This window comes from Clostridium sp. CS001, from assembly GCF_020443565.1.
Classification (GTDB): domain Bacteria; phylum Bacillota; class Clostridia; order Clostridiales; family Clostridiaceae; genus Clostridium_AD.
The window spans coordinates 100391-121568 of sequence record NZ_JAIZZN010000004.1 but is presented as its reverse complement, the minus strand read 5'-3'; the positions used below and the strand labels follow the sequence as shown (position 1 = coordinate 121568).

19 protein-coding genes are annotated in these 21178 nt (G+C 30.6%); all 19 read left to right on the top strand.

Annotated features, from left to right (window positions below; translation table 11 throughout):
• Positions 1-7 precede the first annotated feature (7 nt).
• Complete coding sequence (locus LGK97_RS04580) at positions 8-1348, top strand: ABC transporter substrate-binding protein (RefSeq protein WP_226258566.1); 1341 nt, start codon at positions 8-10, stop codon at positions 1346-1348.
• A 53-nt stretch (positions 1349-1401) separates the two neighbouring features.
• On the top strand, positions 1402-2832 hold the full coding sequence (locus tag LGK97_RS04575; RefSeq protein ID WP_226258565.1) for an O-antigen ligase family protein: 1431 nt from the start codon (positions 1402-1404) through the stop codon (positions 2830-2832).
• Positions 2816-3379: an acyltransferase gene (locus tag LGK97_RS19920; RefSeq protein WP_319001550.1), complete on the top strand. Its 564-nt coding sequence runs from the start codon at positions 2816-2818 to the stop codon at positions 3377-3379. The genes LGK97_RS04575 and LGK97_RS19920 overlap by 17 nt, the downstream gene beginning before the upstream one ends.
• A gap of 81 nt (positions 3380-3460) precedes the next feature.
• The gene (locus LGK97_RS04565; RefSeq protein ID WP_226258564.1) at positions 3461-4519 is read left to right on the top strand and encodes a glycosyltransferase family 4 protein; all 1059 of its coding nucleotides are present in this window, start codon (positions 3461-3463) and stop codon (positions 4517-4519) included.
• A 106-nt stretch (positions 4520-4625) separates the two neighbouring features.
• Positions 4626-5657, top strand: a complete 1032-nt coding sequence (locus tag LGK97_RS04560; RefSeq protein ID WP_226258563.1) for a glycosyltransferase family 2 protein — start codon at positions 4626-4628, stop codon at positions 5655-5657.
• 29 nt (positions 5658-5686) lie between these two features.
• Complete coding sequence (locus LGK97_RS04555) at positions 5687-6940, top strand: O-antigen ligase family protein (RefSeq protein ID WP_226258562.1); 1254 nt, start codon at positions 5687-5689, stop codon at positions 6938-6940.
• 63 nt (positions 6941-7003) lie between these two features.
• Positions 7004-8056, top strand: a complete 1053-nt coding sequence (gene wecB / locus LGK97_RS04550; protein WP_226258561.1) for a non-hydrolyzing UDP-N-acetylglucosamine 2-epimerase — start codon at positions 7004-7006, stop codon at positions 8054-8056.
• A 13-nt stretch (positions 8057-8069) separates the two neighbouring features.
• Positions 8070-9287, top strand: coding sequence for a glycosyltransferase family 4 protein (locus LGK97_RS04545; RefSeq protein ID WP_226258560.1), 1218 nt, complete (start codon positions 8070-8072; stop codon positions 9285-9287).
• Positions 9288-9363: 76 nt separating this feature from the next.
• A complete protein-coding gene (locus LGK97_RS04540; RefSeq protein ID WP_226258559.1) occupies positions 9364-10017 on the top strand; it encodes a sugar transferase in 654 nt (217 codons plus the stop codon).
• 10 nt (positions 10018-10027) lie between these two features.
• Entirely contained in the window at positions 10028-10753 is a 726-nt protein-coding gene (locus LGK97_RS04535) for a WecB/TagA/CpsF family glycosyltransferase (protein ID WP_226258558.1), read from the top strand.
• Between the two features lie 12 nt (positions 10754-10765).
• Complete coding sequence (locus LGK97_RS04530) at positions 10766-12184, top strand: flippase (RefSeq protein WP_226258557.1); 1419 nt, start codon at positions 10766-10768, stop codon at positions 12182-12184.
• A 2-nt stretch (positions 12185-12186) separates the two neighbouring features.
• A complete protein-coding gene (locus LGK97_RS04525) occupies positions 12187-13311 on the top strand; it encodes a glycosyltransferase family 4 protein (RefSeq protein WP_226258556.1) in 1125 nt (374 codons plus the stop codon).
• A gap of 78 nt (positions 13312-13389) precedes the next feature.
• On the top strand, positions 13390-13935 hold the full coding sequence (locus LGK97_RS04520) for a nitroreductase family protein (RefSeq protein WP_226258555.1): 546 nt from the start codon (positions 13390-13392) through the stop codon (positions 13933-13935).
• A 182-nt stretch (positions 13936-14117) separates the two neighbouring features.
• Entirely contained in the window at positions 14118-14978 is an 861-nt protein-coding gene (locus LGK97_RS04515; protein ID WP_226258554.1) for a DMT family transporter, read from the top strand.
• A gap of 184 nt (positions 14979-15162) precedes the next feature.
• The gene (gene hutH / locus LGK97_RS04510; RefSeq protein WP_226258553.1) at positions 15163-16686 is read left to right on the top strand and encodes a histidine ammonia-lyase; all 1524 of its coding nucleotides are present in this window, start codon (positions 15163-15165) and stop codon (positions 16684-16686) included.
• A 179-nt stretch (positions 16687-16865) separates the two neighbouring features.
• Entirely contained in the window at positions 16866-17762 is an 897-nt protein-coding gene (gene ftcD / locus LGK97_RS04505) for a glutamate formimidoyltransferase (RefSeq protein WP_226258552.1), read from the top strand.
• Positions 17763-17894: 132 nt separating this feature from the next.
• Positions 17895-19139 carry an imidazolonepropionase gene (hutI, locus tag LGK97_RS04500; protein ID WP_226258551.1) on the top strand — a complete coding sequence of 415 codons (1245 nt, stop codon included), beginning with the start codon at positions 17895-17897 and terminating at the stop codon, positions 19137-19139.
• 128 nt (positions 19140-19267) lie between these two features.
• A complete protein-coding gene (locus tag LGK97_RS04495; protein WP_226258550.1) occupies positions 19268-19903 on the top strand; it encodes a cyclodeaminase/cyclohydrolase family protein in 636 nt (211 codons plus the stop codon).
• 40 nt (positions 19904-19943) lie between these two features.
• Complete coding sequence (locus tag LGK97_RS04490; RefSeq protein ID WP_226258549.1) at positions 19944-21104, top strand: hypothetical protein; 1161 nt, start codon at positions 19944-19946, stop codon at positions 21102-21104.
• Positions 21105-21178 lie beyond the last annotated feature (74 nt).

The following is a 21178-nucleotide window of genomic DNA, read 5'->3' as shown; positions in this document are numbered from 1 at the left end:
GTTACAAATGAGAAAGTTTCAATTGAAGTATAAGATTTACTTAATATTGTTATTAGTTTTTTTAGGAATGTCATATGCTTATAAATTCAAATTAGCAAAAGAAGATATAAAAGTAGAAGAAGAAAGTATTACTAAAGGCAAGTATGTAGTTAGTGTATGGTTAAAAGAGTCTCCAGAGATAGAAACTAGAAAGTATCAGTTGCAAAAATATAATGAACAAAATAAAGATAATATATACATAGCTTTAAAAGTAGTAGGTCAAGATTATTATAATTTACTGAAAACAGCGTTAGCCAATACGGATAAGCCTGATATATTTCAGTATGGATATTATGAATTGTATAGGTACAATAAAATAATGGATATGAAAGAATTTGGCTTAGATGTAGACAAAATTGGTAAAGAAAACTTTCTATATTATGAAAGACAGCCAATGGGAGTAAAAATATTCGGTAATAATGTTAAGTTTGTATGGAATAAAGAAATACTAAAAGGTGCTGGACTTGATCCAGAATCACAACCTAAAACATTTGACGAGCTTTTAGATTATTCCATTAAAATTAAAAAGGCATATCCAGATATAGTTCCTTTTGAGTTTCCTGCTTATACTTATGGTGAACTTAAAATATCCATTGGTGAAGCTAGTGTAAATAAAGGAAGTATTTATACAACATTTTGGGACTATAAAAATGCAAAATACAATTTTGACTATGCAAAGGACATTTTAAATATTTATAACAAGATGTATACTTTAGGTTTAATCAATGAAGATTTTAGTAATAAAAATAAAATAGATTTAAGAAGAAATTTTGCATCACAAAAAACTGCTATGATAATAAGCACCTTTGAAGACAAGAATTATTTTGATAATATTATGCCACTTGATTTTCCAATAGGTATATCTAATATTCCAAAGATTGGACTTGAAGATCCGCAAAATTATTATTATACAGAAAATTACAATTGCCTTGTAGTAAATAAAGATGTAGATAAGGAAGATAAAAATAAAGATGCCATAAAAAAAGTTTATGAATTGTTTCTAGACCCAGAGGCTAACAACCAATTACTAGCTACTAAAAAGGCGCTTCCAATTTTCATGGATAATAAACTTCCTGAAAATGATATATATAGTGAATATAACAATAAAACTAATTTCAAAAATGAGCTTTTTGACCCTACTAGTTTAATAAATTATAAAGAGGAATTAACAAAACAACTATTTTATGATGCTATTAGCGGAAAACAAAAGGTAGAGGATGTTTTAAAGCAACTTAACGAAAACTATGAAGGATATTGTAGATTCATGGTGGAAACCTATTCCTTTGATTTTGATAAGTTTAGGGAATAATAGCTTAATTTATTTTCAGTTGCTTGATTAATTTAAGCAGTAAGGAGAGAAGGATGAATATTAAAAAAATTTTAAAGCATAATCCGATACTTGTTTTTGGCATGATTTTAAGTTCTATATTGATTTTTTTATTTTTGTTTAAAAAAATTGGAATAAAAGATTCTGTAATGACTTCACTTGCCACTGCAATGTTGATTTTAGCATTATACTACACAGCTGTAGACATGAAAAAATCTATACTTTTGTTTATTGTATGTTTTCCAATATTTGTAACGGCGAGAAAGGTAGTTTATTTTGATCTGCTATTTATCAAGGTAACGTATGAGAGCATTTATATTACAATAATGTTTATATTAAATATAAAAAATATATTTAAATTTATTAAAGTAAAATTATTTCATAAAGAATCTCTAAGTAGCAAGTTTTTATTTTTAGTTTTAATTTTTGTACTCCTAGCAACCAACAGTAATATATTTTCTGAAGATATATTAAAAAGTTTGAGAAGTACCTATACATCTATTTGGATACCAGTTATGTTTATGTTAACTACTTTAGTTGTTTTTAAATATGAAGATATTACAAATATTTTCTATGCGTTAATTTTAAGTGTAGATTTAAGCTGTTTTTATGGGTTTTCTCAGGTTATCACCAATAGATTGACTCTTGAAAGCATTAAGCGTCATAGAGAACTTTTAACCTTTGGTTATCACAATGTAAATATATTTGCGGGAATACTACTTTTAGTTTTACCACTAGTTTTAGAAATAGTATTGTACAAAAAACTTAATAAAAAAGAAAAGATGTTTATCTATGTCTCATTATTTGTTCATATAATTGCATTAATTATAACATTTACCCGAGGTGCCTGGATTTCATTTATTGTTGCGGCTTTTATTGTATTAATAAGTAAAAGGTATAAAAAAGTAGTATACTTATTTGGAATTATGTTTTTATTATCCTCTAAGTGGATTATTACATTCATACTACATAGAGGCCAAGTTACGGCAGACTTTTTCAAGAATGAATCTATGATGGCTAGATTGCAAGGAATTATTGCAAGTATTGAAATGATAATTAAATATCCTTTTGGAGCTGGCGGGTCCACTTTTGCTGAGTTATATAATAAATTTGCTATGGATGCATATTTAACTTTTCCTGAATCAATTAGATTAAAGGCACCTATTGCAAATTATCCTTTAGAAATGGCGCATAACTTGTGGTTTCAAATTGCTGTGGAGTTTGGAATAGTAACCTCAATACTATTCCTAATTATAATTATAAATAGGTTAAAAGTTATATTTAAAAATTATAGTGAAAATAGAGGGGTTTTTACCTCAATAATAATTTATATCATCTTTTCAGTGCTAACAGGTATTGAATTTGATCATAAAGGTGTAATTACTGGAACACTAATTATATGGCTAATATTTACAATAATAGAATTAAGGAATAAAGAAGGTTGTTTAAATGAAAAAGTTGCTTAAACGCTTTTTAGTATCACTTTTAAATATAAAAATATACATTCTAAAATTTAAAGCAAAGATATTTGGCGATTATATCATAAATCAGTATGTAGAAAAATGTAATGAAAGAAATATAAAGTATGTTCTTAATGCAGTTGGTGCTAAAGTTGGTAATACTTCTAATGTAAAGCAAGGATTGATTTTGGACAATACATATTTTAAATATGATAAGCTGGTTATAGAAGAAAATTGTTTTATAGGTAGAAAAGTATTTTTGGATTTGGCTAATAAGATAATCATTAAAAAAGAAGCAGTAATATCAGAAGGGGTAACTATACTTACCCATCAAGATGTTGGAAATAGAATATTAAGTAAGCATTATAAAAGAAAAGATGGGGATGTAATTTTAGAAGAAGGGTGCTGGATTGGTGCTAGCGCAATTGTTTTGTGTGGAGTTACAATAGGAAAATGCGCTGTGGTTGCAGCAGGAAGTGTTGTTACTAAAGATGTCCCTGAGTATTCTGTAGTTGGTGGTATACCGGCAAAACACATTAAAAACCTATGTTAGCCCGGCATTCGTTGAGTAAGGAAATAAAGCTAATAGGTGGGATGTTAAGAAGAATTTCCAAAAGAAGTAGGAGATGGTTTAATGAAAATATGTTATATAGCTAACTCTGCAAGTAGCCACACAGAAAAATGGGTAAGTTGTTTTGTAAATTTAGGTTATGAAGTACATGTAATTTCCCACTCAGAAAACAAACTTATAGGAGCTACAGTGCATTATATAAATTACAGTATTAAAAACTTTATATTTAAGGTTAATGAAGTTCATAAACTAATTAAAGAAATCAACCCAGATATTCTTCATGCTCATCAAGCAAATACCTGTGGGCTATATGCAGTTACGTATAGTGCTAAGAATACTATAGTCTCAGCTTGGGGATCGGATGTGTTACTTTCACCAAAAAAATCTTTTATTATGAAGATGATTGTAAAGTATATCTTAAAAAATGCTGCTTTCATCACCTCAGATTCTTATTATATGTCTGAAAAAATAGTAGAACTGGGTGGAAATAAAGAAAAGGTTCTTACTTTTCCTATGGGCATTGAAGATGACTTTGATGCAAATAGGCATGAGTATGATGTAAATGATTCTACCTTAAGAATTATAAGCACAAGAAGACTCGAAGTACTTTATAATGTAGATATTATTATAAAAGGATTCTATGAGGCTTTAAAAGAAAACTCGAAGTTAAGCCTAACTATTGCAGCAGATGGATCAGATGCATTTAGGCTCAAAGAATTAGTTGGAAATCTAGGTATTGTAGATAAGGTTAGTTTCACAGGTAGGTATGATTTAAAACTTCTTGGAAGTATGTTAAGTGGTAATGATGTTTTTATATCTATTCCTAAATCTGATTCAACCTCTGTAAGTCTTTTAGAAGCAATGTATTGTGGAGTTTTTCCGGTGGTTTGTGATTTGCCAGCTAACAAAGAGTGGATAGTAAATGAAGATAATGGATTAGTGTTATCACAGTGCGATCCACAAAAAGTGAAGGACGCAATATTATGGTGCAGTATGCAAAAGCAACATATGAAAAATGTTTCACAAAAAAATGTAGATATAATTAATCAACGAGCCTTATGGAAAAATAATTCGAAGATTGTAGATGATTTATACAAACAGATATATAAATCTAATAATTAAATACAATTAATACTTTTTATAAGTAAATAAATATTTGAGTATACGTTATTTAAAAAAGTAGGCTATATAAGCAATATTTAGTTTAAACTCAGTGAGGAGTGATGAAATGAACGACAAGGAGAATCTTAAAGTATCTGTAGTTATTCCCTGCAGAAATGAAGAAAAATATATTGGCAAATGTATACAAGCAATAATAGATCAAAGCTATGGTATAGAGAATATTGAAGTTTTTGTGTGTGATGGATGCTCAGATGATAATACACAAACTATAATTAATAAATATAGCGCTGAATATCCACAGATAAAGTTAATCATAAATGAAATAAAAACTACACCAACTGCAATGAATTTAGGTATAAAAGCTTCAGAGGGTGAAGTGATTGTGATTTTTGGTGCCCATGCATTTATGGATAAAGATTATATCAAAATTTGTGTAGAAAAGCTAAATAGTGAGGACATTGCATGTGTGGGTGGAACCATTATAAATATAAGTGAAAATAGACTAGCAGAGGCTATATCACTTTCTATGGCATCACCATTTGGAGTAGGAAATGCACTTTTTAGATTTTCAGAAAAAGAACAGTTGGTTGATACTGTAGCTTTTGGAGCCTATAGAAGGAGTATATTTGATGAAATTGGATATTTTGATGAAGAGCTTGTAAGAAATCAAGATGATGAACTAAATTTCAGGATAACTAAAAGCGGTAATAAGATATTGCTAGTCCCAGACATAATATGTCACTATTATACAAGAGGATCTTTTAGTAAGCTTTGGACACAATATTTCCAGTATGGCTTTTGGAAAGTTAGAGTAATTCAAAAACACAAAAAGCCTGCTGCAGTGAGACACTTAATTCCTTTTATGTTTGTTATAAGTTTAATTGTAGGAACTATATTTTCTCCATTTTCAAAAATAGTTAGATATGCATTTTTAATAGAAATACTATTATACTTATTTGGGGCAATTATATTTTCTTTAAAAGCTTCTAAAGGAAAAGTAAGGTATGTGACTCAAATGATAATATCCTTCTTGATATTACACTTAAGCTATGGAATTGGCTTCTTGGAGGGATTAGTGGTGTTCAATGGGTTAAAATCTAAAAATGTTGTTGGTAAAAACACAAAATCATCAAGATAAATATATGCTAATTTAGGTGGGGTGAGAGATTGGATTTTCGTCGAAATACTTTATTTATATTAACTTGCGTCTATGTTATGCTATTACCTTTGATTCCGCAAGATATTAAACTTAAGGGAGTACCAGTTACGGATTTTATTTTAGTATTAATGATTTTTATCTACATAATAGAAATAATTATTTCTAAAAAATGTAGAAAAAACTTTACCAATGGTATTCTAAGTTTCTTCACAGAGAAACTAAGTATATTTCTATTTATATTATTGGGAATAATGCTTTTATCTACAATTTATGCAGTTGACAAAAAAATAGCATTAAGTGAAAGTGCAAGATTTATAACTTATATATTTATGTACTTTATTATAAAATATGAGTTCAATAATAAGAAACAAATTAATATTTTACTAGGATGCTATATAGTTATCTCCTTTATTTTAGGTTCCATTGGAATTGTACAGCATTTCACAGGATTTGCATTGACAGAAAAGTTTATAAAAACAAATGCATTTGGTACAGGTACAAGGATTGCCTCAACATTTTTTAACCCAAATGCTTATGGAGCTTATTTGATATTAATAGTTTTTCCAATGATTATGATGAGCATTTATGAGAAGAATAAGAAGAAAAAAACAGGGTATTTTTTCCTTTCAATTTTACTTATTACTAACTTATTAATGACTTTTTCCAGAAATGCATTATTGGGTTTTGGACTTGGAGTGTTAGTTCTTGGGTTAATTTATAGCATTAAATTGATTTTTGCGCTTGGTGGTTTTAGCATTTTAATATCTTTTATTCCTTCAGTTTTTCAAAGAGTTATGGATATCACTAGTTTAGCGCAAAATGAATCAAGAATCAAACTTTGGAAAACAGCTATTATGATGATTAAAGAGCACCCGATTATCGGTGTTGGTAATGGAAACTTTGTCACTAGATATAATGAATATGTACTTAAGTATAAAGAACTTAAGTATCAGTCCTATCAGAATTATCCATCTCACAATTCATATTTAAAAATACAAAGTGAGTTAGGTATAATGGGGATTGTTTCTTTTTTAGGAGTGGTAGTAATAACGCTATTTAGAGTTAAAAAATTGTATAGTACAACTACTGATAAATTTCATAAACCGTTTTACATGGGAGTAATGGCAAGTATGATTGCATTTCTATTTATGAATCTATCAGATAACTTGTTCTTTGCACCTAAGGCAACAACATACTTTTGGTTTTTGCTAGCAACTTCAGAAGCATTATTAAATGTTCGCCATAAGGAACCTTTGGTGTAGGTGTTAATTTTAAAGAAAAAGATAGGCAGTTGTATGTAATCAAGTAAAAAAGGGGCAGGCTTTATGAAGATATTAACAGTTATTGGAGCAAGACCGCAGTTTATAAAAGCGGCTGCAGTTTCAAATATTATAAGGACGCATCATGAAGAAGTTTTAGTTCATACAGGTCAACACTACGATAAAAATATGTCAAAGGTATTTTTTGATGAACTTAGAATCCCAAAGCCAAATTATGATTTAGGATTAGGATCTGGGGGGCATGGGGAGCAAACGGGTGCTATGCTTATAAAATTGGAGGAGCTTTATTTAAAGGAAAAGCCAGATATGGTTTTGGTATACGGAGATACAAATTCAACGTTAGCAGGTGCTTTATGTGCTAGTAAAATGCTTATTCCTGTAGCGCATATTGAAGCGGGGCTTAGAAGCTTTAATAAGAATATGCCTGAGGAACAAAATAGAATATTAACAGATCATATATCTAAATATTTATTTGTTCCTACAACCTCAGCAATTGAGAATTTAAATAATGAAGGAATAACTAAGGGTGTTCACAATGTAGGGGATGTAATGTTTGACGCAATTCTTAATTTTACTGAACTCTCAAAAGAAAAATCTAAAATTATGGAAAGTCTTAGTTTGGTTAAAGAAGAATATATATTAACAACCATACATAGAGCAGAAAATACTAATGATATTAATAGATTAAGAAATATTATCGAAGCACTAAATGAAAGTCAACAAAAAATTGTACTGCCACTACATCCAAGAACTAAGAAATTCATTAGCGATTATGGCTTAATATTTAATGAAAATATAAAAGTGATAGATCCAGTTGGATATTTGGATATGATAAGTTTGGAAGTGAATTGCAAAAAAATTATTACTGACAGTGGTGGAGTGCAAAAGGAGGCTTTCTTTATGAATAAGCCATGTGTTACTATGAGAGATGAAACTGAATGGATAGAAACTGTAGAGAACGGCTGGAATATTATTGCTGGAACTGATAAAGCTAAAATATTAGACGGGATATTTAATTTCAAGCCCAATAATCCAAAGCAAAGTATTTTTGGAGACGGTCATGCAACAGAAAAGATATTGAAAATTATAAACAAATAATAGAGGTGAAAACATGCATATTTTATTTTTAACTCAATATTGTCCCCCAGAGGTTGGGGCACCTCAAAATAGAATTTTTGAGTTTTCTAAAAAACTTAAGGAATTTGGACATGAGGTTACAATATTAACGGCCTTGCCTAATTACCCTAGAGGAGAAATCTTTGAAGAATATAAAGGAAAAAGGTTAGTATTAGAGGAAATTGACGGTATAAAAATAGTTAGAACTAATATTTACGCTACGAAATCTAAGAGTTTCATAAAACGATTAATAAATTATCTTTCTTTTACTTTTTCAGCTGTATTTCAAGGGGTTAAATATATAAGAAATCAAGATGTAATTATTACAGAGTCTCCTCCGCTATTTTTGGGATGGTCAGGCTATGTGTTATCTAAACTTAAGAAAGCTAAGTTTGTTTTTAACATAGCTGACTTATGGCCGGAATCCGCAGTGAAATTGGGGGTTCTAAATAATAAGTTATTTATCAAAATGGCAATATGGTTGGAAGAATTTTGTTATAAAAAGGCATCAGCAATTACATGTCAAACCCAAGGAATTGTTGATGATATAGTAAGTAGAGGTTTTAACAAATCCAAGGTTCATCTAGTAACTAATGGTGTAGACACAGAATTATTTAAAAAGGAAGGAAGAGATGAAGAATTCAGAAAAAGCATCGGAATAAATAATAAATTCGCACTGTGCTATGCAGGTATACATGGAATTGCTCAAGGGCTGGAGGTTATAATAACTGTTGCGGAATTAGTAAAAGATAAGGAAGATATCCAATTTGTTTTTGTTGGAGATGGCAGTGAAAAGCAGGGTCTTATAAATATGGTGAAAGAAAAAAAGTTAAATAATGTAACATTTTTACCACTTCAACCTAAGGCTAACATGCCCAAAATAGTTGCATCTATGGATGCTGCCATTATACCTTTAAAGAGACTGCAGTTGTTTGAAGGAGCATTACCTTCTAAAATGTTTGAAACATTAAGTGCTGAGGTTCCTATTATCATGGCAGTAAAAGGTGAAGCAGAAAGACTAATTAGTAATGCACAGGCTGGAATAGTAGTAGAACCGGAAAATGCACAAGAAATTGCAGAAGCAGTAATCAAATTATATAATGATAAAGAACTTAGAAATACACTCGGTAAGAACGGAAGGGAATATGTCAAAGAACATTACGATAGAAATATTATAACGAGAAACCTTGAAAGAATATTAATGCAATTATGATATTATTACATCAGGACTTTTTATTGGAAGGTTAAGCAATAGTAATAAATTATTTAAGATAAAGGTAGGAGCACTCATGCAGAAAGATGTTATTGAAATTGATGTACAAAGACACATACGTGATAAAAAAGCACAATTTGTTCTAAAGCGGGTAATGGATATAGTTCTATCTTTAATAGGAATTACAATCTTATCACCATTATATTTAATATTAGTAATAGCAATAAAATTAGACTCTAAGGGGCCCGCTCTATTTAAACAAATTAGAGTTGGTAAGGACTCTAAGAACTTTGCAATTTACAAATTTCGGACTATGATTGTAAATGCTGAAAGCAAAAGGGAACTTGAAATTAACCCAAAAGATTTAGAGAATTTTATATTTCAAAGCAAAACAGACAGTAGAATAACAAAGTTTGGGAAGTTCTTAAGGCGAAGTAGCTTAGATGAAATCCCCCAACTTTTCAATGTATTACTTGGGGAAATGAGCCTTGTAGGTCCACGACCTGAAATACCAGCGGTAGTTAAGCATTACCCAAAAGAATACGCCCAAAGGCTTCTAGTTTTACCTGGAATCACAGGTCTTGCACAAATTAGTGGAAGAGGGGAAATTGAACTAGGAAAAACTGTTTTCTATGATTTAAATTATATTAAGGATTTTTCAGTTATTCTAGACATAAAAATTCTCTGCTTAACAGTTGTGTCCGTATTTAAAAAGGAAGGTGCTCATTAGGAGGGGTTTTATGACAACAAGAATTCTTCAGTATGAAATTTTTAACGATAACATGGAAAATTTGATGAATTGCATAGACAGTTTTGAAAAGGTGCATATTGTTTCGGGAAATCCACAAATACTCATTCATGGACTTCAAAATGATATTCTCTTAGATAATTTCAAAGGTAAGAAATCTATCATTATTCCAGACGGGATTAGTACAGTAATATGTTCAAAAATTGTAAATCAGCCTGTAAAGGAGAAAATAGCAGGTATAGAAGCTATGGATAATATAGTGAAAAAATGCGAAAAGGAAAACCAAGGCATATATTTACTAGGGGCTACTAAGGAAACACTAGATATGTGTAATATTAATTTGCGAACCAAGTATCGTGAATTAAATATTTTAGGTAGTCATGATGGATATTTTGATTTAGATAATTGTGAAGAATTATTACTTGAAATAGAAAAAGTCAAACCTTATGCGTTATTTGTTGCAATGGGGTGCCCTAGGCAAGAACTGTTTATAACGAAATATATGGACAGACTACCATGTAAAGTGTTTATGGGTGTTGGTGGAAGTTTTGACATAGTTGCTGGCACACTTAAGCGTGCACCAAAATGGATGATAAATTTAGGTTTAGAATGGCTATATAGAGTTGCAAAAGAACCTATTAGGATTAAAAGATTATCAGCTATACCTAAATTTATTTTAATGGTAATAAAGGAAAAATACTCTTCAAGTTCACGTTAAGGCGGTACTCTTATGAATAAATTAACTAAAAATTTCTTGTCTATAAGTTTTTCTAATTTGATAGGTCAACTATTCACTTTTTTAATAGTGATATATTACTCTGGAATAATAGGTAAAGATAACTTCGGCAGAATAACACTTGCACAGCAAATGTTGCTTTTCTTTACTATGGTTGTATTATTTGGTATTCAAACATACGGAACAAGAATAGTTTCATCAAATAAAGAAAATATAGACAAAGTTCTAGGTGAGATAATAGCATTTAGATTTCTAGTTTCAATAATTTGCTTTATAGTTATATGTACAATTGCATTTTTTATTAATAAGGATACAAGTTTTAAAACTATTTTTGTTCTTTTTGGAATTACTCTTATTCCCACAGCATTAAATGTTGATTGGCTATTTAATGGATTGCAAGAAATGCAACATAATGCTATTTACAATTTGTGCAAGAATATAATTCCAAGTATTATTATATTTTTATTTTTAAAAAATCAAAATAACATGAGCTTAATACCAATTGCAATGATTATTGGACTTTGCGTGGGGTTTATATATCAGTATTATATAGTATTGGTAAAATACAAATACAAGTTAAAATTAACTTTAAATAAAAAAATTATTTTTAAATATTCAAAGGTTGGGATGCCATTTCTTCTTTCAGGCTTTTTTAGTATGATTAATAATAATGCAGATAAAATTATTATTGGTTTTTCAAGAGGAGATGGTGAATTAGGGGTTTATCAAGCTGCGTATGTATTTGTAGGATTTTTAATTAGTGTAGCAACTATAATATTTACCAGTACATTTCCTTTACTGATAAAGTACCACCATGAAGGGAAAAAAGAAGAACTTAAAAAAATTTGTAATGGTATAAGCAAATTGGTAGCTATAATTGCGGTACCTATATTTATAGGTGGAACTTTGTTATCAAAAGATATAATACTTTTATACAAAAAAGAATTTTTCGAGGCATATAAGCCACTTAATATACTGTTGTTTTACATTTTGATTTTATTTATTAGAGAAATATATGGATATCAATTAAATGCTTGGAGACTTGAAAAGGTATATTTAAAAATAATAATAGTTTCTTCCATTGCTAATTTAATATTAAATTTAATATTAACGCCTAAGTATGGGATGATTGCAGCTGCCTTAATTACAACAGTTACAGAATTTATAAATTTGATATTTATGAGAAAATGTGCCCGGAAAATTGTTATAGTCAAAGATTTATATTATGTACTGCAAGCACTTATGCCTGGTAGTATAATGGCATTAGCTATAGTAGTGCTAAAATATATGGGCATTAATATATTTATAATTATATTAATATCTATAGTTATATACTTTTTATTTGCTATAATTACAAAAGTAATAGAAATAGAAGAAATAAAGACTATTTTTAATAAAAAAGAAGGTGCTTAAATGTGAGATATTTTATGCAATATCTTAAAACGGCAAATGTTAATTTAGTTAAAGATATGGGTATGATACCTTATTTGCTTTATAAAAAATACGGATATGATTCAACTGTGGTTACATATAAAAATGGAGAGTATAGTTATTTACAGAAGGACCTAATGGGACTTAAAATAGATTTTGTAAAGAAAATATTTAATAACTACTCTCTAGATGGGGCACTACACTTATTAAAATACGGCCAAAGCATGGATATAATTCAAATTTTTCATGTAACTTTAAGTTCTGTAGCTTATGTTTATAGTTATAAATTTAAAAATAAGATGGGAAAAGTGTATTTAAAGTTAGATTGTAGCCATAAGTTGGTAGAGAGAATTACTGAATTAAGTAAAATTCAGTTATATTTTTTAGAAAGATTTTTAAATAAAGTTGATTTAATTAGTATTGAACAAGAAGAATTATACTATAGACTAAAAAAGATACTAAAAAAACATGAAAATAAAATAATAAATATTCCTAATGGCATAGATTTTCAAATGCTTACCAGAAAAGGACTAACTTATGACTTTTCTAAAAAAGAAAATGTGATATTAAACGTTGCTCGAATAGGTACGGAGGAAAAAGACACACCTATGCTGCTTGAGGCTTTTGCAAATATTAGCAATATAGAAAATCTAGATTGGAAATTAAAGTTAATAGGGACCATAGAAGAGGATTTCAATACATATATACAGCAGTATTTTAAAAAATATCCAAAACTAATTAATAAAGTTATATTTTTAGGAGAAATAACCGATAGAATTCAAATTTTTCATGAGTATGCTAAAGCAAAGATTTTTTCTTTAACCTCTAGATTTGAGAGCTTTGGAATTGCTTTTATTGAAGCAGCCGCAATGGGAGATGTTATTGTATCAACAGATGTGGGAATAGCTAAGGAACTTGTGTGTGATGATAATGGTGAGCTAGTAAATATAGGTGATGTTGCTTCTTTGACCAAGGCATTTGAAAAGTATATAAGTGAAATTGATTTTCAAAAACATGCAGACAAAACTTACAATGTTTGCAAACAAAGATTTGATTGGGATATTATTATACAAAGCCTTAACGATAGCATTACAAAAATTGTTAAGTAATCATAAGAAAAGTGAAAGCATAAGAGCTGAATTAATTAACAGTAATTACGCATACTAGAACTAAAGGAGCGTGATTATATGGAGTTTTATGATGTAGTTAAAATGAGAAAAAGCATTAAAAGGTTTAAAGATACACCTGTTATTCCTGAAAAATTAGATAGAATGGTGAATGCAGCCATGATGTCACCTTCATGGAAAAACAATTCTTCCTATAAATTTATTTTAGTTGACCAAAAGAATGAGCTAGAACAAATTTCTAAAGCGATAATGAATAAGGATACTTCAGCATCACAGTCAATAATTGATGCACCAATGACGGTAGTTGTAGTAGCAAATCCAGAGCTTTCTGGAGAAGTAGAAAATAAAGAGTACTATTTAGTAGATAGTGCCATAGCTATGGAGCATTTCATTTTAGCTGCTACCAATGAGGGGTATGGAACTTGTTGGATTGCAGCGGTAGATGAAGATATCATTAAAAAAACATTATCTATTCCAGAAAACTACAAAGTAGTTGCTTTGACTCCCATTGGAGAAATTGCTGAAAGTAAAGAACACAATGGTAAAAAAGACGTAAAGGAGTATGTGTTTTTAAACACTTGGGATAATGCTTATTCTGAAAAATAAACACTGTTTTTTCAAATATAAAAAAGATATACAAGAAGTACGTTATAATTAAAGAATATAAAATGGTAGCCATAAGATAAATTACACTTATGGCTATCATTTTATTATGAAATTATATATAAATGATGAAAAATTTACGTGAAGATGGTACAATTTTATCATGTAAGATCAGGGGGGGTAAAATGGAAAAGATAAAGGGAATTTTATTTATTGTTATATCAGCTATTTCATTTGGTATTATGCCAATACTTGCAAAGTTGTCCTATAATGGAGGATCAAATACATATACCACATTGGTTTTAAGATTTTTTTTTGCGGCAATTATGGTTTTGTGGTATTTAAAGTCTAAAGGAATATCAATAAAACTTACTAAAAAACAAATAATTTTAGTGTTAATTATTGGCGTGTTTGGATACACACTAACATCAACTAGTCTATTTATGGCTTACAATTACATAAGTGTTGGAATGGCAGGTATGATTTTATACATATATCCTACCATTGTAACTATATTATCCTATGTTTTTTATAAAGAAAAGATATCTGCTAGAAAAGCAATTTCCTTGATTATTTCTTTAGTTGGTATTTATGTTTTAATTGATATGGGAAGTGTTAGTTTTAATTTTAAAGGAATAATGCTAGCGTGCCTTGCAGCGGTTCTATATTCATTATATGTTCTAGGTTCATCGCTTAAAGAAATTAAAGCTATTAACAGCTATGTTTTGACTTTTTACATTTCATGTGCATCTGCTGTTATTATGTTTATAGTTGCAATAAGTACAGGGAAACTAAACCTACATATTTCTTTCTATGGACTTGTGTCAATTTTATTGTTATCATTCATATCCACAGTTGTAGCCTTAATGGCATTTTTGGAAGGGGTCCGAATAATAGGGCCATCTAAGGCTTCAATTTTTAGTACTCTTGAACCAATAGTTGGGTTGATATTAGGAATACTGATTTTAAAAGAGCCAGTGTCAGCAAGGATTATTATTGGAAGCACAATGATTGTAGTATCTATAATAATATTAACAAAAGAATAGTTATATTAATATGTATCATTAAAAATCCTGTATATAACAGGATTTTTTTAACATTGAAATGGTTTAGTATAGTAAAACATTAACGGACTAACAATATTAAATCTTATTTTAAAAAGGATTATTCAAGGGTGACAAAGAATATTATTAATATTAAGAAAATTCGTATAGGTGGGGGTAGATATATATGACGACAATACAAATCAATGGAAATATGCTTACTTTAGACCAAATAGTTCAGGTTGCAAGACAAGGTTATAAGGTTGAGCTAACCAAGGAAGCGGAAGAAAGAGTTATTAAATCTAGAAATATAGTAGATGAAATAGTTGAAAATAATAAAGTTGTTTATGGTATTACTACAGGATTTGGGAAGTTTAGTGATGTTACAATTTCTGGGGAAGATTGCAAAGAGCTACAACGGAATCTAATTATTTCTCATTCTTGCGGAGCAGGAAAGGCCTTTTCAAAGGAAATTACGAGAACTATAATGTTATTAAGAGCAAATGCACTTTCAAAAGGATACTCAGGAATAAGATTAAGTACATTAAAAACTTTAATAGAAATGTTAAACAAGGAAGTTCATCCAATAATCCCTGAGAAGGGATCACTTGGAGCATCAGGAGATTTAGCACCTTTATCTCATATGGTTTTACCAATGCTAGGAGAAGGAGAAGCGGAATTTAATGGCGAAATTTTAACAGGTAGAAAAGCTATGGAAAAGGCTGGCATTGAGATTATAGAACTTGTAGCGAAAGAAGGTTTGGCACTTATAAATGGAACGCAAGCTATGACCGCAGTAGGCGCACTAGCGGTATATGATAGTATAAATTTATTGAAAATAAGTGATATTGCTGCAGCACTTACTATAGAAGCACTAAGAGGTGTAAAAGATGCTTTTGATCCAAGAACACATAGCATAAGACCTCACAGTGGCCAAATTCAAACTGCAAAAAATATTTTAAATTTAACACAAGATAGTACATTTATAACTTCACAAGGTGAGATAAGAGTACAGGATGCTTACTCATTAAGATGTGTGCCTCAAGTTCATGGTGCAAGCAAAGATGCTCTTGAATACATAAAGAGTAAAGTTGAAATTGAAATTAACTCTGTTACAGATAATCCAATAGTTACAGAAGAGGGAGATGTTATCTCAGGAGGTAACTTCCATGGCCAGCCTATGGCAATAAGTTTCGATTTTTTGGGAATAGCAATGGCTGAAATGGGTAGTATATCTGAAAGAAGACTAGAGAGACTTATTAATTACCAACTAAATGATTTACCAGCTTTTTTAGTGAAAGTAGGTGGCTTAAATTCAGGATTTATGATAACTCAATATGCAGCAGCAGCCTTAGTATCTGAAAATAAAATTTTGGCACATCCTGCTTCTGTTGACTCTATACCATCTTCTGCAAATCAAGAAGATCATGTAAGCATGGGAACTATAGCAGCTAGAAAAGGTAGAGATATTATTGAAAATGTTCAGAGGGTACTAGCAACTGAGATTATGGCAGCCTGCCAGGCTATAGACTTTAGAGAAGGTCTTACATTAGGACTTGGTACAAAAGAAGCTTATACTATTGTTAGAGAAAAAGTAGAGTTTATGGAAAGAGATATAGTTATCTACCCTGAATTAGATAAGATCACTAATCTTATAGCAAGTGGTGAAATTGTAAAGAGAGTAGAACAAAAGGTAAAAGTTTTAGTTTAACGACATTTCAGAAGGAAAGTCCTCTACTTCTATAAGTGGGAGTTTAAATCTCCTTCTGAAGTCGTTATATTGCAGCACCGCAGGTGATGATTTAATTGAAAACTGAATATCTATCTTATATTATTTTTCTAGTATAAGATAGGATTTAAATAAATAATAAACTTTAGGGGGAAAATAAGATGGCAAGAATAGTTGAATGTATACCTAATTTTAGTGAGGGAAGAGATAAAGTAGTAATTGAGAAAATAATTGATGCAGTTAGAAATAAGGAAGGAATAAAATTACTAGATTACTCTTCAGACAGTGATCATAATAGAACTGTTGTTACCTTCTTTGGAACGCCTGAAAAGGTAGAAGAAGCTATTTTAGATATGGCAGCAAAAGTTTATGAAAACATTGATATGAGCGTTCAACAAGGTGCGCATCCTAGAATGGGTGCTTTAGATGTAGTACCTTTTGTACCCATTAGTGAAGTGACTATGGATGAATGTGTTGCTTTAGCAAATAGAGTAGGTAGTGAAATAGCAAGTAGATTTGACGTACCCGTATATTTATATGAAAAGGCAGCTACGGAAGCTCATAGAGAAAATCTAGCAACAGTAAGAAAAGGACAATATGAAGGCTTCTTTGAGAAAATTAAGGAAGATAAGTGGGCGCCTGATTACGGTAAAACGCAGGTCAATGTAAAAGGTGGATGTGTTGCAATTGGAGCAAGAGTTCCTCTAGTAGCGTTTAATGTTAATCTAGGCACAGACAACCTTGAGATTGCTGATAAAATAGCTAAAAGTGTTAGACATCTTGGTGGTGGATTAAGATTTGTAAAAGCTATGGGAGTAAAACTTGAGGACAGAAACATAGCACAGGTATCTATGAACTTAGTTAACTACGAGAAAACAGCGGTTTATAGAGCTTTTGAAATGGTTAAGATGGAAGCGAAACGCTATGGGGTTCCTGTAGTTGGAAGTGAGGTAATAGGACTTTTACCAATGGATGCGTTAATTCAATGTGCGGAGTATTATCTGCAAATAGAAAACTTTTCAATGGATCAAATATTAGAAAAAAGAATTTGGGAATAGAATATTAAGATTTATTCTATATAAACTGTAATATCTAAGTTATTATAGACAATTAAATTAGGCACATGAAAATAAATTAGCATGTTTACTTGTTATTTATTTTCATGTGCCTTAAGAATGGAGGATAACACAATGACAATTATAATAAAAAATATTGATTGCCTAGTTACTTGTAGTGGGAGTCATAGAAAAAAAGGCGCGGAAATGAAGGATGCAAAAATCAAGGAAAATGGTTACGTAATTATTGAAAATGACATTATAAAAGCTGTAGGAGAAGGTGACGGTTATAAGGAATATGTCACTAGTGAAAGCTCAGTTATAGATGGGCGATTTAAAACAGTTACGCCTGGTCTTATTGACCCTCATACCCATGTAGTATATGCTGGGTCAAGAGAAAATGAACTACCTCTAAAGCTTAATAAGGTGGGTTATATCGAAATATTAAAAAGTGGTGGGGGAATACTAAGTACAGTTGAAAATACAAGAAAGATTAGTAAGGAGCAGCTTATAGAAGAAAGTAAAAAGCGCCTTGACATAATGCTTAAGCATGGAACTACTACAGTAGAAAGTAAATCGGGATATGGTCTTGATTTGGAAACAGAGGTTAAAATTCTTGAGGTAAATAAAGTTTTAAATGAAACACATCCAATTGATGTAGTTTCCACATTTATGGGAGCACACGCAATTCCAAAGGAGTACAAAGAAAATAGAGAGGCTTATATTGATGAGATGATTAGTAAAATGGTTCCATATATAAGTAAACATAAACTTGCAGAGTTTATTGATTGTTTCTGTGAGGAGGGTGTTTTTTCTGTAGAAGAAAGCAGACGTATTTTAAAAGCAGGAAAAGAGTTTGGCTTAAACATAAAGATTCATGCAGATGAAGTTGAAACAGTAAAGGGAGCTGAGCTTGCAGGAGAACTAAAGGCTACCTCAGCAGAGCACCTAGTTGCTGCTTCAGACATTGGAATAAAGTCGTTAGCAGAAAATGATGTGGTAGCAGTATTATTACCATCAACTTCTTTTTATTTAATGCTAAGTAATTTTGCAAAGGCTAGAAAGATGATAGATGAAGGTGTGGCTATATCTTTAGCTACAGACTGTAATCCAGGTACTTCACCAACAGAATCATTACAAACAGTTATGACCTTTGCTTGCTTTGGTATGAAGCTTTTCCCGGAGGAGATTATAAATGCAATGACAATGAATGCAGCATGTGCAATAAATAGGGAAAAGGAAATAGGAAGCATTGAAGTAGGAAAGAAAGCTGATATTGTTATTTTTAATAGTAAGAATTTAAATTATTTGGTATACCATTTTGGTGCAAATACAGTTGATACAGTAATTAAAAATGGTAAAATTGTAGTTCAAAATTAAAAAAAATAATATGGATTGACAATGAGTAAATAATGATTAATAATGGAATAGTCCTTATGACTTTATTATAAAATACATGGTTTCTACAATATGCAGAAGGCATATTATTATTTGAGGAGGAATGAAAAATGTTAGATCAAAAGACTGTTAGAGAATTTATTAATGAATTAGGTTCAAATTCACCTGCACCAGGGGGTGGAAGTGTTGCAGCACTTGGGGCATCACTAGCTACAGCATTGGGTGCTATGGTATTTAATTTAACTGTAGGTAAGAAGGCATATAATGAATACAGTAACGAAGATAAAATGCTTGTGGACAAAAACTTAGAGCAGTGTCTTTTACTTAAGGATAACTTCTTAGATCTTATGAATAAGGATACAGAGGCATTTTTAGTTCTTATGTCTGCATTTAAACTTCCAAAAGAAACAGAGGATGAGAAGAAAGTAAGAAGCCTTAAAATTAAAGAAGGAAATCAAGTAGCTTTAGAGATTCCATTAAGCGTTGCAGAGGAAGCATACAAAATATACGATTATGTTAAAGTAGCTGCTACGTTAGGTAATAAAAATGCAATTTCAGATGCAGGAGTAGCAGCTTTATTACTTCAGGCATCCCTTGAAAGCGCAATTTTAAATGTTAAAATAAATCTTTCTAGTGTAAAGGATGAAGCATATAAAGAAGAGATTAAAGCAAGGTGTGAAGAACTGATAAATCAGGGAAGAATAAAAAGAGACGATATATTATCAGTTGTTAACGAAAGTATGTAGGTGGTAGTTAATATAAAAACTGATGTTTTAGGGGGATATTATGGAACAAAAGGTTAAGTTGAAAAAGGCAATTGGGGCTGAAGGATTTTTATGTTTGTTTTTCTTTATTTTATTTTTCGTATTAATAGGTAGTAAAATGGGAACAGCAAACATGTTCAGTACTTTAATGAATACAGCTTATGAATTGCTCATTAAAGTAGTATTTTATATAATGGCTATAGCTGTTGTTGCAGGCGCTATTGCTGCTATGCTTTCAGAGTTTGGTGTAATATCTATTATAAATAAGGTGTTATCGCCGTTAATGAAGCCACTATATGATTTGCCAGGAGCAGGAGCCCTTGGTATTGTAACAACTTATTTATCAGACAATCCTGCAATTTTAACCTTAGCTAAGGATAAAGGATTTAGAAGATATTTTAAAAAATATCAACTTCCTGCGCTAACCAATTTAGGTACAGCCTTTGGTATGGGGCTTATTGTTACTACTTTCATGATAGGACAAAAATCTCCTATTGGTGAAAGCTTTATAGCACCAGCTATAATTGGAAATATTGGTGCTGTTATAGGAAGTATCGTCAGTGTAAGACTAATGATTTTTCAAACTAAAAAGGTATATGGCACGGAATCAATGTGTGACTCAGAAGGAACAGTTAACTATGATATGTTAACACATAGAGAAGTTAGAGAAGGCAGCGTAACTGCTAGACTCCTTGAGTCACTGCTTGAGGGTGGAAAAACAGGAGTTGAACTTGGACTAGCTATAGTTCCTGGTGTTTTAATAATTTGTACAATAGTTATTATGCTTACTAATGGACCGGCAGATGCAGGGTTATATACAGGAGCAGCAAATGAGGGTGTTAGAATATTACCTTGGATAGGTGAAAAACTATCATTTATACTTACACCACTATTTGGATTTGCAAGCCCAGAAGCTATTGCCTTCCCAATTACATCCTTAGGTGCTGTAGGCGCAGCTATAAGTTTAGTCCCTGACTTATTAAAAAAGGGTTTAATTGGCGGGAACGAAATAGCTGTATTTACAGCTATGGGAATGTGTTGGAGTGGTTATTTAAGCACGCATGTAGCCATGATGGATGGATTAAAGTGTAGAAATCTTACTGGAAAGGCTATTTTAAGTCATACTGTAGGTGGAATTATGGCTGGGGTTTCTGCTCATTTGATGTATATATTGTTTTTATAAAATAAGAAATATAACTAAAATGCAATTAGCTATATACATTTGTATATGGCTAATTGCATTTACATGGGTGGGAG